Source organism: Pantoea sp. GM01, from assembly GCF_000282675.1.
Taxonomy (GTDB): domain Bacteria; phylum Pseudomonadota; class Gammaproteobacteria; order Enterobacterales; family Enterobacteriaceae; genus Pantoea; species Pantoea nemavictus.
Map to the genome: position 1 here is coordinate 1 of NZ_AKIU01000001.1, position 14,935 is coordinate 14,935.

General features: G+C 54.9%; 16 protein-coding genes. 5 read left to right on the top strand and 11 right to left on the bottom strand.

All coding sequences use genetic code 11. The features are described from left to right. Nucleotides 1–136 precede the first annotated feature (136 nt). Entirely contained in the window at nt 137–268 is a 132-nt protein-coding gene (gene ypfM, locus PMI17_RS25810) for a protein YpfM (RefSeq protein ID WP_369751400.1), read from the bottom strand. Between the two features lie 321 nt (nt 269–589). On the opposite strand from ypfM, the gene PMI17_RS00005 reads away from it, so the two are divergent. Genes PMI17_RS00005 through PMI17_RS00015 form a run of 3 tightly spaced genes read left to right on the top strand, consistent with a single transcriptional unit; the run spans nt 590 to nt 2,296 of the window. Continuing rightward, nucleotides 590–958 (top strand): ArsC family reductase, encoded by a 369-nt coding sequence (locus PMI17_RS00005; RefSeq protein ID WP_007884815.1) that lies wholly within the window; start codon nt 590–592, stop codon nt 956–958. A 1-nt stretch (nt 959) separates the two neighbouring features. Further along, nucleotides 960–2,087 carry a succinyl-diaminopimelate desuccinylase gene (gene dapE / locus PMI17_RS00010; protein WP_007884816.1) on the top strand — a complete coding sequence of 376 codons (1,128 nt, stop codon included), beginning with the start codon at nt 960–962 and terminating at the stop codon, nt 2,085–2,087. 20 nt (nt 2,088–2,107) lie between these two features. Then, nucleotides 2,108–2,296 (top strand): YpfN family protein, encoded by a 189-nt coding sequence (locus PMI17_RS00015; protein ID WP_007884817.1) that lies wholly within the window; start codon nt 2,108–2,110, stop codon nt 2,294–2,296. 118 nt (nt 2,297–2,414) lie between these two features. Here PMI17_RS00015 and ypfH read toward each other — a convergent pair whose 3' ends face one another. The 6 genes from ypfH to dapA form a co-directional block, all read right to left on the bottom strand. Then, nucleotides 2,415–3,113, bottom strand: coding sequence for an esterase (ypfH, locus tag PMI17_RS00020; RefSeq protein WP_007884818.1), 699 nt, complete (start codon nt 3,111–3,113; stop codon nt 2,415–2,417). 73 nt (nt 3,114–3,186) lie between these two features. Beyond that, nucleotides 3,187–5,145, bottom strand: coding sequence for a tRNA(Met) cytidine acetyltransferase TmcA (locus PMI17_RS00025; RefSeq protein WP_007884819.1), 1,959 nt, complete (start codon nt 5,143–5,145; stop codon nt 3,187–3,189). Next, complete coding sequence (locus tag PMI17_RS00030) at nt 5,145–6,014, bottom strand: neutral zinc metallopeptidase (RefSeq protein WP_007884820.1); 870 nt, start codon at nt 6,012–6,014, stop codon at nt 5,145–5,147. The genes PMI17_RS00025 and PMI17_RS00030 overlap by 1 nt, the downstream gene beginning before the upstream one ends. A gap of 166 nt (nt 6,015–6,180) precedes the next feature. Continuing rightward, entirely contained in the window at nt 6,181–6,894 is a 714-nt protein-coding gene (gene purC / locus PMI17_RS00035) for a phosphoribosylaminoimidazolesuccinocarboxamide synthase (protein WP_007884822.1), read from the bottom strand. A 267-nt stretch (nt 6,895–7,161) separates the two neighbouring features. Continuing rightward, the gene (gene bamC, locus PMI17_RS00040; protein ID WP_007884823.1) at nt 7,162–8,190 is read right to left on the bottom strand and encodes an outer membrane protein assembly factor BamC; all 1,029 of its coding nucleotides are present in this window, start codon (nt 8,188–8,190) and stop codon (nt 7,162–7,164) included. A 14-nt stretch (nt 8,191–8,204) separates the two neighbouring features. Further along, nucleotides 8,205–9,083: a 4-hydroxy-tetrahydrodipicolinate synthase gene (dapA, locus tag PMI17_RS00045; RefSeq protein WP_007884824.1), complete on the bottom strand. Its 879-nt coding sequence runs from the start codon at nt 9,081–9,083 to the stop codon at nt 8,205–8,207. A 143-nt stretch (nt 9,084–9,226) separates the two neighbouring features. Between dapA and PMI17_RS00050 the strand changes: the two genes are divergently transcribed. Then, nucleotides 9,227–9,793 carry a glycine cleavage system transcriptional repressor gene (locus PMI17_RS00050; protein ID WP_036619762.1) on the top strand — a complete coding sequence of 189 codons (567 nt, stop codon included), beginning with the start codon at nt 9,227–9,229 and terminating at the stop codon, nt 9,791–9,793. Between the two features lie 142 nt (nt 9,794–9,935). After that, a complete protein-coding gene (gene bcp / locus PMI17_RS00055; protein WP_007884826.1) occupies nt 9,936–10,403 on the top strand; it encodes a thioredoxin-dependent thiol peroxidase in 468 nt (155 codons plus the stop codon). Between the two features lie 34 nt (nt 10,404–10,437). On the opposite strand, the gene PMI17_RS00060 is transcribed toward bcp, so the two are convergent. From PMI17_RS00060 to PMI17_RS00075, 4 genes are all read right to left on the bottom strand, one after another. Then, nucleotides 10,438–11,511: an AI-2E family transporter gene (locus tag PMI17_RS00060; protein ID WP_007884827.1), complete on the bottom strand. Its 1,074-nt coding sequence runs from the start codon at nt 11,509–11,511 to the stop codon at nt 10,438–10,440. Nucleotides 11,512–11,602: 91 nt separating this feature from the next. Next, the gene (locus tag PMI17_RS00065; RefSeq protein ID WP_007884829.1) at nt 11,603–13,195 is read right to left on the bottom strand and encodes a sensor domain-containing diguanylate cyclase; all 1,593 of its coding nucleotides are present in this window, start codon (nt 13,193–13,195) and stop codon (nt 11,603–11,605) included. 392 nt (nt 13,196–13,587) lie between these two features. Next, nucleotides 13,588–14,196 carry a DsrE family protein gene (locus PMI17_RS00070; RefSeq protein WP_007884832.1) on the bottom strand — a complete coding sequence of 203 codons (609 nt, stop codon included), beginning with the start codon at nt 14,194–14,196 and terminating at the stop codon, nt 13,588–13,590. Nucleotides 14,197–14,219: 23 nt separating this feature from the next. After that, on the bottom strand, nt 14,220–14,825 hold the full coding sequence (locus PMI17_RS00075; protein ID WP_007884834.1) for a DsrE family protein: 606 nt from the start codon (nt 14,823–14,825) through the stop codon (nt 14,220–14,222). Between the last annotated feature and the right edge of the window lie 110 nt (nt 14,826–14,935).

Below are 14,935 nucleotides of genomic sequence, written 5' to 3' on the forward strand. Positions count from 1 at the left end.
CGCCATTTATGGCGACCGTTTTAAAGGCCCGTGAAGACCCAATAAAAAAGCCGCCATGAACTTCACGGCGGCTTTATTGTTGTGTGTGGTAAGAATTACAGCAAGTTGGGAAATGCCCTGCTTTTCTCTTCACGCGTTACTTACGTAACATCGCTTCGATAAATTCTTTCCAGTTTCCCATTTCGGTGTCGACCATAAAATCCTCTCTTATTGTAGTGGCGATTCTACGCCGTTTTTTTCTACAGGTGAATACGCTTCCACCTCTCATCACTATCGGCAAACGCGCGCAAAAGCTGTAATTTTCTGAAATTGCGTAGTGACGCACATTTCAGCAACTGCATAATGCGTCAGGAAAAAAGCCCAACTTAAATCGCGTAGCACAAATTGCCGTTTAGGATAATCCTTAGTGGCCTGATGATGCCGTGGGCAATTACGGATGGGATAGATGAAAGCGTTTTCTGGATCTAAGTAATAAAATTTATAACGGCAAAAGTGTCATGAAAAAAAGCGGCAATCGCCGTCAGCGCTCACGACACTTAGATCGCTGTGGTAAACTCGCGCTTTATTTTTAACAAAATGGGAATAAGCGATGACAGCGCAGTGGGTGATGTACGGAATTAAAAATTGCGACACGATTAAAAAAGCACGCAACTCTTTAGAGGCTTCCGGCATCGACTATCGTTTTCATGATTATCGCGTGGATGGCATTGACGACGCGCTGCTGCAATCGTTCATTGACCAGCTTGGTTATGAAGTGCTGTTAAACACGCGCGGAACCACGTGGCGCAAGCTGCCGGAAGCCGATCGCGCAGCGGTTAACGATGCGGCCAGCGCCAAAGCGGTGATGCTCGCGCAGCCTGCCATCATCAAGCGCCCCGTGTTAGCTGCACCCAATGGCGATCTGCTGGTCGGCTTCAACGATTCCCTTTATTCCGCGTTTATCCAGGAGAAGTCATAACATGTTCTGTCCGGTCATTGAGCTGGCTCAGCAGCTTATCCGTCGCCCCTCTCTCAGCCCAGATGATGCCGGTTGCCAGACGCTACTGATTGCGCGTCTGGAAGCCATCGGCTTTAACGTTGAGCCGATGCACATTGGCGATACGCTCAACTTTTGGGCGACGCGCGGCCAGGGCGAAACGCTGGCGTTTGCCGGACATACCGATGTGGTGCCGCCGGGCGACGCCAATCGCTGGATCAGCCCGCCGTTCGAGCCGAGCATCCGCGACGGCATGCTGTTTGGCCGCGGTGCGGCTGACATGAAGGGCTCGCTGGCCGCAATGGTAGTGGCAGCGGAGCGCTTTGTTGCCGCCAATCCACAGCATAAAGGTCGTCTGGCGTTTCTGATTACCTCCGATGAGGAAGCCAGCGCGGTTAACGGTACGGTAAAAGTGGTTGAGCGTTTGATGGCGCGCAATGAGCGCATGGATTATTGCCTGGTCGGCGAACCGTCGAGCACCGAAATCGTTGGCGACGTGGTGAAGAATGGTCGTCGCGGCTCAATGACCGCCAATCTTACCCTTCACGGCGTGCAGGGCCACGTGGCCTATCCGCATCTGGCGGACAATCCGGTGCATCGCGCCATGCCTGCGCTGAATGAGCTGGTGGACACCGTGTGGGATGAAGGCAATGAATTCTTCCCGCCAACCAGTATGCAGATCGCCAACGTGCAGGCCGGTACCGGCAGCAATAACGTGATCCCCGGTGAATTCTTTGTGCAGTTCAACTTCCGCTTCAGCACCCAGCTCACCGATCAGATGATCAAAGATCGCGTGGCGGAACTGCTGGATCGTCATCAGCTGCGTTATACGCTGGAGTGGAATGTTTCCGGTCAACCGTTCCTGACTTCACGCGGCAAGCTGGTTGATGCCGTGGTAAACGCCGTAGCGCACTATAATGAGATTAAGCCACAGTTGCTGACCACCGGCGGCACTTCGGATGGGCGCTTCATCGCGCGCATGGGGGCGCAAGTGGTGGAACTGGGCCCGGTGAACGCCACCATTCATAAGATTAATGAGTGCGTGAAAGCGTCAGATTTGCAGATGCTGAGCCGTATGTATCAGCGCATCATGGAACAACTGATCGCCTAAACGCGCCGAAGGAGCAAGGGATGGAATTCTTTAAAGAGTACTGGTGGATCCTGGTGATCCTGCTGATGGTCGGTATTTTGATGAATGTTTACAAAGACCTAAAACGTATCGACCATAAAAAGTTCATGGATAACAAACCGACTTTGCCGCCGCATCGAGATTTTAACGATAAGTGGGACGATGAAGAGGATTGGCCGAAGAAGAAATAACCACAGTTAAATCAGTCTCCTTACCCGTAGCGGCGCGATTTATCGCGCGTGTTTAGCAGCAGTCTCGCTGTAACAATGCGCGATAAATCGCGCCGCTACGAAGTGTGCAGATATAAATTTAGATCATCATCACCACATCATCATCGCCGGGCTTAGCGCCGCTCAGCGCTTCATCGAAGTAACGACGCGGCACGGTATAACGCAGATGATTGAGCGCCAGCTCCATGCTGCGATCGTCAATGGCGTGCGGCAGATCCTCAACCACATCCAGCGTCACATCGCCACCTAGCGACATAAGGCGTTGCTTCGCCTCCTCTGCGTACTTGAGCGGAATCTGCTCATCGTAATCGCCATGAATCAGATGGATAGTGTTGCGGGTGGATGCGCGCTGCGGCAGCGTGGAATAGCGGCCGCTAAACACAATTGCTCGCCCGGCCAGATCTGGCTGCGCCTTAACGCCTTCCAGCACCATGGTGCCGCCCTGCGAAAAACCGACCAGCGCAGTTGCTTCGGCGCGTACCCCGCTTTGCTGCTGCCAGTGACGCACCGATTCCACGAATTCCGGCATCACCGCATCCACGCCCTGCTGCTCCGAGCGATCGTGCGCCGGAATATCGGCAAACCACAGGCGTCCCTGAGGAACACTGCTGGCAGCGTAAGGTGCGCCAACGGAAATCACCAACGCTTGCGGGAACGCCTTAGCGAACCAGCTGCCAATCTGTGCCATCGAATCCGGGTTGTCGTTTACGCCGTGATACAGCAGGAACAGCTGCGCTGCACTGCTGGGTTGCTGAACAATTACATATCGTAGTGCCATAAGATCCTCCTCAAATCACTATACGCCGCTGCTCGCACAGAGATACCGGGAAAATTTGAATGAGATAATGGATTTATTGCAACGAAGGAGTCTGCGGTGCCGCGTCAGGATTGAGCTGAATTAGGGCCTCGGCAACCTCAGATCGCAGCTTGTGCATTAACGCCTTGCGCCCGCTAAGTCCCGCATTTTGCGCCGCGCTGCTCAGCGTCTGTTTTTGCAGCAGAATGGCATGCAACAAGGGTGTAGAAGCGTGGCGCACCAGACGCTGTAACACCGCATAGCTGGCTTCAAAAGGGCGCTGTGCCCAGGCGAAACCCGCCAGCAGCGCCCAATCGTCATCATTGAGCAATTGGCTGTCATCGTTTGCCAGCGATAACGGCAGTTCAATGATCTGCTGCAGCCACGGCCAGTCGCGCGCCAGGCGCTGCGCTGCCTGCTGTTGTAGCGCTTCGCCTTTTGCAGTCATCGCCAGCATCGCCATCGCGGCATAGCAGCCGCTGCTGGCTTCGCGCTGCGAACCCATCCGCACCAGCGTAAACCCGCAGGCGCGCCAGAAGTGCCACAGGGATTCGGTGTAGCCGAAACTAACCGAAAGATAATCACAGCCCCGCGCCTGTTGGCGTGCCGTTGCGACTAAAGCTTTGCCGATACCGTGCTGGCGCTGTGCCGCCTGCACCGCAATCCGGCTAATGCGTTGTGAACGCAGCGTCGCCGCCTGCGCAAAACCCGCATGCGCCGCCAGCGATTGCGCCACCAGATTGCCACGCGGCCGGCGGTAACCCGCCCATATCGCTTCTGCTAGCGCTTGATCTAATCCGCCCTCCTCCACCAGCCACAGCGCGCCGGTGATGTGTTCACCTTCCCCGGCTAACCAAAAACGCATGCCGGGTGCATCCAGCATGCGGCGTAAATCCAGCGGTGACGTGCGGTAGTGCGCGCTGGCCAGCAGGCGGTAACCCGCTTCCAACGCAGAAAAGTTTTGCTGTGGTGTCGCCGGGAAAATTGCGACGTCGGCGTTTACGCGGCTTTCCTGCGCATCCTCAAACAGCAACGCCTGACTGAGCCACTGCTCCAGCGGATCGTTGGGCGACCAACGCAACGGCTCGTCGAGCTGGAAGTAATGGACATCGGGCAAGGTGGCGCAGAAGCGCAGCATAAAACCGCGTCCGGTACCTTCATAACCTTGCACGGTGGTGGTGAGCAGCACACGCGGAAAACGCTGCACCAGCTGCTGCAACAGCGGCGTGGGAATCGCTGCCGCTTCATCGACAATCAGCCATTGCGCCAGCGGCGTCTGTTCTCGCGCCAGAATGGCGTCCGGTGCCATGAAGCGGAAATGCTCACCCGCAAAGTCGGCCAGCACCTCGGTTGAGACTTTGCCGGGCGCCGTCACTAAACAGTGCTGATTCTGCTGCGCCAGCATGCCAGCCAATGCAGATTTGCCGCGACCGCGCGCGGCGGTGATCACCGCGACGCCGGCAGGCATCGTTTCTAGCTGTTGCAGGATTTGCGCCTGCTGCTGTGGTGCCTGGCAGTGCCATTCGGGCAGATCAATGTCGGCGGGATAACGCACAGGTTGATGCTGACGCTGCAACATTACCTGCGCATCGTCGAGCAGAAGAGATTGGAGATGATGGATAAAATGCGGTGTGGCGATCGGTTCGGCGACATCGGCCCAACGCAGGCTGTCAGCGTCCGTTTGCGTTGGCCAGCTTTTCCAGGCGGGCGTCAATAGCAATAACCAGCTGCCTGCACGCAAGGTTCCCGCCAGCGCCGCGAAGGCTTCGGCATGAAAACCTTTACGTGCATCGAATATCGCGTGCTGGAATTCACGTCCCAGTAACGTGCGCAACGCGGTTGGCGCGACCGCATGCGGCAAATCATCGCTGTCACTGAGCGTCAGCCAATCGCCTTGCAACTCCGCTCGCCATTGCGAGGCTTGCAGCCGGGCCCAATCCGCTTCGCCAGCAATCACACTCAGGCGGCGAATGCCTGCACGCTGCATCGCCGCCGTCGGTTCAATCAAGGACATCACTTGCTAGCGAAGGTGTTGCACTGACCGGGATCGCCGCTATCGAAACCGCGCTTCAGCCAGGTGTAACGCTGCTGGGATGTACCGTGCGTGAAGCTGTCCGGCACCACGCGGCCCTGACCTTTCTGCTGCAAGCGATCGTCGCCAATGGCTTCTGCCGCATTTAGCGCTTCCTGCAGATCGCCAACTTCGAGAATATTTTGCTGCTGCATATAATGGCCCCAAACACCAGCAAAGCAGTCAGCCTGCAGCTCCATCTTCACCGACAGTTGATTAGCCTGCGCCTGACTCGCGCCCTGCTGCATCTGGCGTACTTTCGGCTCAATACCGAGCAGTTTTTGCACGTGATGGCCAACTTCGTGGGCAATAACATAGCCCTGCGCAAAATCGCCGCCGGCACCGAGTTTGGTTTTCATATCATCGTAAAACGACAAATCGATATACACGGTTTGATCGGCCGGGCAATAAAACGGCCCCATCGCCGATTGGCCGGTACCACAATGGGTGCGCGTCGCACCGCGATACATCACCAGTTTCGGCGGCACGTACTGTTTGTTCATCTGCTGGAACAGCTTGCTCCAGGTATCTTCCGTGGTTGCCAGAATCACCGAGGTGAATTTGGCATCTTCATTACTCTGCGCGGTGTTCACCTGACGCTGCTGCGAAGTTGGCGCGACGCTACCGCCGCCTTCCAGCAGCGCGGTGAGGTCGTAGCCGTAATAGCCTGCAACAGCGACAACCACCAACAAGATCAGGCCACCTTTGCCGCGCGGAATACGGATTTGCCGTCCGCCACCGCTGCCAATGCCCGGTGAATCATTGCGTCGATCTTCTACATTGTCGCTTTCACGACGCCCTTGCCAGCGCATGGCCTACTCCTTTAAACATGTTTTGGCATGATTTTAGTTGGCGGCGCAGGTTAGCACCAGTGTTGTAGTCACATAACACCGTAGGGTCGTCATTAATGACGACCTCTATTACGGGCATAAAAAAAGGTCGTCATAAATGACGACCCTCCAAGATAGGTGGACAGACTTAATCCAGCTTCACACCCAAACGCTGGGCGACTTCTTCGTACGCTTCAACCAGGCCGCCGAGGCTCTGACGGAAACGGTCTTTGTCCATTTTGTCCATGGTGTTTTTGTCCCACAGGCGCGCGCCGTCTGGCGAGAACTCATCGCCCAGCACCACTTCGCCGTTGAACAGACCAAACTCCAGCTTGAAGTCAACCAGGATTAAGCCCGCGTCATCAAACAGCTTGCTCAGCACGTCGTTGGCTTTAAAGGTCAGCTCTTGCATACGTGCCAGATTGGCTTTGCTCACCCAACCAAAGGTTTCGCAATAGGATTCGTTCACCATCGGGTCGTGTTTGGCGTCATCTTTCAGGAAGAGATCAAACAGCGGTGGATTGAGCACAATGCCCTCTTCCACGCCCAGACGTTTTACCAGCGATCCTGCCGCACGGTTGCGCACCACGCACTCGACCGGCACCATCTCCAGCTTTTTCACCAGCGCTTCGTTATCCGACAGCAGCGCTTCCATCTGGGTCGGAATGCCCGCTTCCTGCAATTTGGTCATGATGAAATGGTTGAACTTGTTGTTCACCATCCCTTTGCGATCAAACTGCTCGATTCGTGCACCGTCTCCTGCTGACGTATCGTTGCGGAATTCAAGTACCAGCAGATCCGGATTATCGGTGCTGTATACGGTTTTCGCTTTACCGCGATACAACTCAGCTCGCTTTTGCATCTTGTTAACTCCAAACATGAAAGAACCCGTGTTCAGCGGTGTTTCACCGCGCGCCGACTGCGTGACGCAATCGTTTACTTCGCCGGGCGCTATTATACACAAAATCATTCGAGATGCAGGAAGGCGGCAAACGAATGAACTCCGATGAGCTTACTCAAGTAAGTGATTCGGGTGAATGAGAGCAGCCAACGCATCTGCAGCTTGAAGGATTTGTGTATATGACAAATCAAAACAAAAAGGCCGGGTAATCTCCGGCCCTTTGGCAATTTATTTCAACGCGCCTTGAATCACTGATACCAGCGCATCATTCTGCGTCTGGGTTAGCACGTGACCTTTCGGATCGATGAACTGCAGACTACTGCGGTTATCCAGATCGCCAACCTGCAATTTGTAATCGCCGTTTGGTAATTCCGGATCTTTCGCACCGATCTCATCCCACACGCCGCTGCCCGGCTGTTTGTAGGTGACTTTCAGGCTGCCCTGCGAACGGTTGTCGTCAGTGACTTCCATGCCCACGCGTTTCAGCGCCGCTGGCAAACGCTGCCAGGTCACGTTGAACGGTGCACGCAGAATCAACAGCGGTAAACCGGTATCGTCCGCGCCGCTCTGGACATCAATTTGTCCGGTAGCACGGTTTGCCGCGGCATCCTGGCTAGCAGAATCCACTTTATCCAGACCGGTGCTGATGTCGTTCAGCATCTGGCCGGTATAGCGTTGGATCTGCGCCGGAGAAGTGACGGCCTGACCTGACTGCTGCAGTTCCAGCAGACGTACCGTCAGCACTTGCTGATAGCTCTGATTCTGCACGCTGATCTGATAGCGACCGCGATACTGGTTATCTTCGTCAGCACGGTTCCACTGCACCCAATCGGTAGTCAGCTGCTGTGAAGCATCATCACGCTGCGCAATCGGGAACTTGTAAGACTGGACTACGCCAACCACTTGCGACCAGATCGAACCCCGGCTGCTTTCCACGGCCAGCACGCCGGTATTACCGGTGAACTGCGCACGCGTGCCGTTCAGCAATGCCAGCGGCTGGGCTGGCGGACGAATATCCAGCTCTTTACCAACTGCGCCTTTGGCGACGCTATGCGGAACATCGTAATCACCATTCTGCAGTGGCAGAATCATGCCGGCGGGCGCTTTTAAATCCTGCAGCTCAGGCGCCTGCAGGTAAGATTCGTCGCCGCTGACCTGGCGCTTATAACGCTGATCGTTGGAACACGCTGTTAGCAGCATCAGGGTGGAAAGGCCCACTACCGTTGCCAGCGTCGAGCGCTTAACTGAATAACTCATTGATTCTCCCTAAATTATCGCAGACCCGCTTTAATCAGCGCCTGAGCCGTTTTCGCCTGACCCGCTTCGGTCAGTGGCGTCATTGGCAAGCGCAGCGTGTCATCCGCGATTAATCCTAGCTGTTTTGCTGCCCATTTCACCGGGATTGGATTGGGTTCACAGAAAAGCGTCTGGTGCAAATGCATCAGACGCTGATTCAGGCGACGCGCTTCGGCGAATTTGCCCTGTTGTGCCAACGCACAGAGTTCAACCATTTCACGTGCCGCAATATTAGCCGTTACCGAAATGACGCCTTTGCCGCCCAGTTGCATAGAGTCCAGCGCCGTGGCGTCATCACCGCTGACGATGATGAACTCATCATTAACCAGCTCTTGGATCTGTGAGATGCGCGATAAGTTCCCGGTAGCCTCTTTGATTCCGATAATATTTTTAATTTCGGCCAGACGCGCGACGGTTTCCGGGAGCATGTCGCAACCGGTACGCGAAGGAACGTTATACAGCATCTGCGGCAGATCGGTGCTTTCCGCAATGGCTTTAAAGTGCTGGAACAAGCCTTCCTGGGTTGGACGGTTGTAGTAAGGCGTCACCGTTAAACAGCCCACAACACCGCTGCCGGTAAAGCGTTTTGTCAGGGAGATGCCTTCAGCTGTGGCATTGGCGCCGGTACCAGCGATAACCGGAATACGGCCATCGGCCAGTTCCAGGGTTTGCATGACTACATCACCGTGCTCGTCATGGCTGAGCGTGGCTGATTCGCCGGTGGTGCCAACAGAAACAATCGCCGCGGTGCCGCTGGCAACATGATAATCAATCAGTTTTTTTAGACTTTCGCGGCAGACATTACCTTTTTCATTCATTGGCGTAATGAGCGCAACAATACTTCCGGTGAACATGGGCTATCCCCTCGACAAACAAGTGCCTCATGTTACGTTTTACATTGAAAGAAAAGCAAGCGAGCCACGCCATTCCCGCGCTTGTCAGCAGTTTTTTTTATGTTTACCTTATAGTTATTAGCGAACGTACAGGAAATGCCATTTTGTCGCAGTCACAGCCTCACCATCTGGTGATCACCGCACTGGGCGTTGATCGTCCGGGTATCGTCAATACCATCACCCGCCACGTTAGTAGCTGCGGCTGTAATATCGAAGACAGTCGTCTGGCGATGCTTGGTGATGAGTTCACCTTCATCATGCTGCTCTCCGGCAGCTGGAATGCGATAACCCTGATTGAATCTACGCTGCCAATGAAAGGTGCCGAGCTGGAGTTGCTGATTGTGATGAAGCGCACCAACGCACGCGCTACGCCACCGATGCCCGCCACCGTGTGGGTGCAGGTTGAAGTCCCGGATTCTCCGCACATCATTGAGCGCTTCACCGATCTGTTCGATAAACACCAGATGAATATCGCCGAATTGGTCTCGCGGATTAAACCGTCGCAGGATGGCGTAGCCCCGACGCTCTATATTCAAATGACGGCGCACAGCCCGGCCAATCCGGTCAGCGCCCCTATCGAGCAGGCTTTCAATCAGCTGTGCGAAGAACTGCATGCACAAGGCTCAATTCGTCTTTATAGTGTGACCGACGATGCCAACAGCAGCGTTTAATCAGGCTCCGGGTTATTTCGCCACACACTCTGCCGCGGCGGCAAAACGTGTAGTGAAATAACCCTGACGGTAAACACCCCCTGGCACTTTTGTTCCTGATGGTGTATTACCCACAGCATGTAAAAAATAATGGAGAGTTGTGATGAATCCACTGAAAGCCGGTGATACCGCACCGAAATTTAGCTTGCCCGATCAGGACGGCGAACAAGTAAATTTGGCCGACTTCCAGGGACAGCGCGTTCTGGTCTATTTCTATCCGAAAGCCATGACGCCGGGTTGCACCGTTCAGGCCTGCGGTCTGCGCGACAACATGGATGAGTTGAAAACTGAGGGTGTCACAGTACTGGGCATCAGCACCGATAAAGCCGAGAAGTTGTCGCGCTTTGCCGATAAAGAGATGCTGAACTTCACGTTGCTATCCGATGAAGATCATCAGGTGTGTGAGCAGTTTGGCGTGTGGGGTGAGAAAACCTTTATGGGTAAAACCTACGACGGCATTCACCGCATCAGCTTCCTGATCGATGGCGAAGGCAAGGTAGAGAAAGTGTTCGACGATTTCAAAACGTCTAACCACCACGACATCGTGTTGGATTATCTGAAATCAGCCTGATAGTAACGGGTGCGCAAGCCGCACCCGTTCTCTTTTACTCTTTTCGCGGCCCATCAAGCGCCGGTGTTTCAGGCCAGGCATGCACCACGGCTTTTACCAACGTTGCCAGCGGAATCGCAAAGAACACGCCCCAGAATCCCCACATCCCGCCAAAAATCACCACTGACAGAATGATCACCAGCGGATGCAGATTCACCGCTTCAGAGAACAGAATCGGCACGAGCACGTTGCCATCCAGCGCCTGAATAACCAGATAGATGGCGATCATGGTCCAGAAATCGCTGCCCAGTCCCCACTGGAACAGGCCAACGCCAATCACCGGAAGGGTCACCACCATCGCGCCGATATAGGGAATCAGTACTGAAATTCCTACCAGCACCGCCAGCAACAGCGAATAGTTGAGGCCCAGCATCAGAAACGCCAGCCAGGTTACAAAGCCTACCGCCACCATCTCCAGCACTTTGCCGCGAATGTAGTTCGTGATCTGCTGATTCATCTCTTGCCACACTACACCCGCCAGACCGCGATTGCGCGGCAGCACGCGACGCACCGCGCTCAGCATCTGCTCTTTATCTTTCAGCAGGAAGAACACCATCAGCGGCACCAGCACCAGATAGATCATCAGCGTCATCAAGCCCACCAGCGACGCCAGTGAATACTTCACCAACGATTCGCCTAAGCCAGTCAGGCGGCTGCGCAGATTCTCCACGATGATGTCGATGATGCCAGCATCAACCAGTGCCGGATAACGCTTCGGCAAGCCAGCGGCAAAGAGATAGAGTTTATTCAGCATATTGGGCAAGTCGCGGGTCAGATTAATGCCCTGCTGCCAGGCCACCGGCGCCACAATCAACACCATCACCAATAAGATGCCCGCGAACACCACCAGCACCGCGCTAGTGGCCCAGGTGCGGCTACAACCGACGCGCTGCAGGCGTACCGTTGGCCACTCAAGCAGGTAGGCGAGCACTAACGCCACCAGCAGCGGCGCCAGTAAACCGCTTAAGAAGAACAGAATACAAAACGCCGCCAGCAGAATCACCAGCAGGCCGATAGCCTGCGGGTCGCTGAAGCGGCGTTTGTACCATTGATAAAGCAGAGCGAGCATGCAAAACATCCTTGAAACGAAAACAGAAAAGCGCACGTTCCGTAGCGGTGCCATAAATTACGTCGCTACGGATCGTGCATGATAGGGAGGGTTAATGCGTAATACTACTCACCAACGCATCCTGACCGGAGATCATTACGCAGTTGCGCCCGGCATTTTTCGCCTGATAGAGCGCGGCATCGGCTTGCTTGAGGCTCTGTTCCTGCGCCCCGCCATCCGGCTGCCAGTCAGCAATCCCCACCGACAGCGTGACATTGCCAACCTGATCAATCCAGTTTTCCGCGATGCTGATACGCACGCGTTCGGCAAGAATGCGCGCATCTTCAACCGAGGTGGCGGGCAACAGCATCAGAAACTCTTCCCCGCCGTTACGGCACACCACATCGGTTTGCCGTGCGCTGTGACGCAAGGTGCGCGCCACGTGTTTGATCACCTCATCACCCACATCATGACCAAAGGTATCGTTGACGCGTTTGAAGTGATCGATATCCAGCGCCAGCACGGAAAACGATTGGCGCATGGTAGAGAAATAGTCGAGCACGGCGCTTAAACCGCGGCGATTGAGCAGGTTGGTCATCGGATCGGTCTGGACTTCAGATTTCAGCCGGCCAATTTTGTCCTGCACTAAACCAATGCCGGTCAGCAACGCGCGCTTCACCTGCGCCGCTTCAAAATACCAGGCGCGAATGCCGCCAATCTCAGTTGATACGCCCTGCGAATCCATCTGGCTGGCTTTACGCGCCAGCTGCCACAGCGGCAAGGCAATCAGCCGCGCCAAAATCACCGCCACCAGCAAGGTCAGCAGCGCGAACGGCACCGAGTTTTTCAGCACTTTTAATAACAAGCCTGAGAGCGGCGCCAGCGTGGCATCGGTCGGTTTCAACGCCACCACCATCCAGCCGGTGGTGGGCACGATGGCATAACCGGCCAGTTTGGCTTTGCCCTCTTCGCTTAACTGCACTTCGCCGTTGGTTTGCTGCTGGCGCTGGCGCTCGCTGATGATGGCTGGCGCACTTTTGCCAATCAGCTGGCTATTCTGGTGATACAGCACCTGATTATTACGATCCATAACGTAAACCTGGGTGCCGTCGCGATAGAACTGTTCGCCGAGCAGCGCGTTCAGGATGCTTTTCTTTTTCAGATAGATAGTGCCGCCCACATAGCCGAGATAGCGTCCGTCTTTGCTCCAGATTGGCCAGGAGACAAACACAATCAGGTTGTTAGCGGCGGAAATGCTGGGTCGACTGACCATCGGCTGACGCTGCGCTAACGCTTCACGCGAAGACTGGCTGGTCAGACGCATGCCTTTCAGCATCAACGATTCCGGTGAAATCGCCTTCACGATACCGTTACTGTCGACCACCGCGACCGAGTTAAAGCTGTTGGTTTGCTCACGCAGGCGATTCACTTCCTGCTGCGCCAGATCGTCATCATCAAAATCATTGCCTAACTGCGTCGCGCTGTAGTGCAGCTGCGACTGAGCCAGCTGAAAGAAGACTTCCGTGGTGGCAGCCAGTTTGGTGGCGTAAGCGCGATTAGCTTCGAGGGTGCTTTCGATCAGGACCATACGTTGCACGCGCCAGGTGGCGTACAACGCATTGGCAAGCGTGATGACGATGCTGGTGATCGCTAACAGCGCGATCAGCGTGCGCAGGTCAGTTTTTGGCCGCAGGCGCGTTAGCATGGCGCACCTGCTTTAAAGCGTAGATTCATAGATTTGTGTGCCTGACAGTCTTGTTATTGTTGGTTGCACTTGCCCTGGTGAGGGAACGAGCAATTGTACACCCACAACTCAAATTGAGCACGAAGCATCCTGTCAGCCACCGACAATTCTTTCTCACTGCTGGTGCTAATCGATCAAGCCACTGGCATTGTAAAACGGCCACGGGCCGGGATAATCGCCGATGTTTATTTGCGTCAGCCGACATTGCAGACATGCGCTAAGGATATTGAGTGACGAGCCATCAGCCGCAACTCCACTTGCAGCTGGCGCTTAAACCAGACCTAACTGTGACAGCAACATCGTGGAAAAATGACGAAGAGATGACAGCAGCGCGGGCTGCTGTCAGGCAGGCATTACAACATCAGGAAAGCGTAACCTTCGTTTTGCAGCGAAGCCACGGTGGTGCCACTCGACAGCGTGTGGGTGACGCGGGTATCGATCCAGTCGCGCTCCAGCTGATGGAATGCTACCGACTGATCGCAAATGGTTACCTTGACGCCCGCGCTTCTGAGCTCATCAATTAGCTTGAGGTTCGGGTTATCGGTGCCGTAGGTTTTGCGGAACTGTTCATTATTTAGTGCCGCGGGTACCGCATCGCTGTTGATCGACACCACAAACTTCAGCTGATTCAGTGGAACACCCGCCGCATAGTAGAGGTTGGTGACGCGCGCAACGCGCTCCAGACCGAGATTCGGCTGGCGAACATCCCCTTCATTACGGTTGATCTGGAAGACGATTTTGTTGCTTAAACCCGGCGTGTTGGCGGGATTGTAGTCCGGCACACTCACAAAGTGGATTTTGCCGTAACCGGCAATGGCGGGCGTGCTCCAGAAATCGGCGGGCTCGCTCTTTTTATCTGCAAACTTGTCGCTGACTTTATCAATCAGTTCCGGAAGCTGTAACACATTACCGCCGACAAAACCTGCCAGTGCCGCGATAACAATATAGGATGCTGGACGCATTTCACTTCTCCTGTGCCTGAGATTTACATCTGTAAGAGTGCATAACCCTGATTTTCCAGCGTCGACACGGTGGTCGGACTGGAGAGCGCATGAATCACCGATTGGTCGATCCACGCTTTCGGGAAGTGATGGAATGCCACCGACTGATCGCACACCGATACCTTCACGCCCAACTTATTCAGTGCGCCTATCAGCGCCAGATTAGGGTTATCTGCTTTATAGAACTGTTGGAAATGCGCGTTATCCAGCATCGCCGGGGTGGCGTCACCGGTGACCGAGACGACAAAGTGCAGGTCATCAGCCGGCACGCCAGAGGCGATATAAAGATTAACCACGCGCGCGACGCGCTCCAGACCGAGGTTCGGCCGCTTCATATCCCCTTCGCTGCGGGTAATCTGGAACACCACTTTGTTACTCAAGCCAATCACCGGCTTAAAGGCGGCGTCCGCTTCATAATGGATTTTGCCGTAGCCCTCCACGGCGGGTGTACTCCAGAAACCGTCCGGATCGGCTGGCTCGGCAGAAAAATGGCTCACAACACGCTGATACAGGTCATCACCCTTGCTCACGGTGGCGCCCACAAATCCACCCACAATGGCGATGAGGGCGTATGTGACAACAGAACGCATAGAAACTCTCCGGCATGCACTGCGCGTCAATTCACAGTCCGTTTGAATAAAGTGCCTTATCTATACCACAGCGTGCGCAGGGCAAAACGCCTGTAGTAACGGGCTGTCCG

Excerpts from the sequence above, each read along its gene's own strand:
- ypfM (WP_369751400.1), bottom strand. The coding sequence starts at position 268 with ATGAGAGGTGGAAGCGTATTCACCTGTAGAAAAAAACGGCGTAGAATC.
- PMI17_RS00005 (WP_007884815.1), top strand. The coding sequence starts at position 590 with ATGACAGCGCAGTGGGTGATGTACGGAATTAAAAATTGCGACACGATT.
- dapE (WP_007884816.1), top strand. The coding sequence starts at position 960 with ATGTTCTGTCCGGTCATTGAGCTGGCTCAGCAGCTTATCCGTCGCCCC.
- PMI17_RS00015 (WP_007884817.1), top strand. The coding sequence starts at position 2,108 with ATGGAATTCTTTAAAGAGTACTGGTGGATCCTGGTGATCCTGCTGATG.
- ypfH (WP_007884818.1), bottom strand. The coding sequence starts at position 3,113 with ATGGCACTACGATATGTAATTGTTCAGCAACCCAGCAGTGCAGCGCAG.
- PMI17_RS00025 (WP_007884819.1), bottom strand. The coding sequence starts at position 5,145 with ATGTCCTTGATTGAACCGACGGCGGCGATGCAGCGTGCAGGCATTCGC.
- PMI17_RS00030 (WP_007884820.1), bottom strand. The coding sequence starts at position 6,014 with ATGCGCTGGCAAGGGCGTCGTGAAAGCGACAATGTAGAAGATCGACGC.
- purC (WP_007884822.1), bottom strand. The coding sequence starts at position 6,894 with ATGCAAAAGCGAGCTGAGTTGTATCGCGGTAAAGCGAAAACCGTATAC.
- bamC (WP_007884823.1), bottom strand. The coding sequence starts at position 8,190 with ATGAGTTATTCAGTTAAGCGCTCGACGCTGGCAACGGTAGTGGGCCTT.
- dapA (WP_007884824.1), bottom strand. The coding sequence starts at position 9,083 with ATGTTCACCGGAAGTATTGTTGCGCTCATTACGCCAATGAATGAAAAA.
- bcp (WP_007884826.1), top strand. The coding sequence starts at position 9,936 with ATGAATCCACTGAAAGCCGGTGATACCGCACCGAAATTTAGCTTGCCC.
- PMI17_RS00060 (WP_007884827.1), bottom strand. The coding sequence starts at position 11,511 with ATGCTCGCTCTGCTTTATCAATGGTACAAACGCCGCTTCAGCGACCCG.
- PMI17_RS00065 (WP_007884829.1), bottom strand. The coding sequence starts at position 13,195 with ATGCTAACGCGCCTGCGGCCAAAAACTGACCTGCGCACGCTGATCGCG.
- PMI17_RS00070 (WP_007884832.1), bottom strand. The coding sequence starts at position 14,196 with ATGCGTCCAGCATCCTATATTGTTATCGCGGCACTGGCAGGTTTTGTC.
- PMI17_RS00075 (WP_007884834.1), bottom strand. The coding sequence starts at position 14,825 with ATGCGTTCTGTTGTCACATACGCCCTCATCGCCATTGTGGGTGGATTT.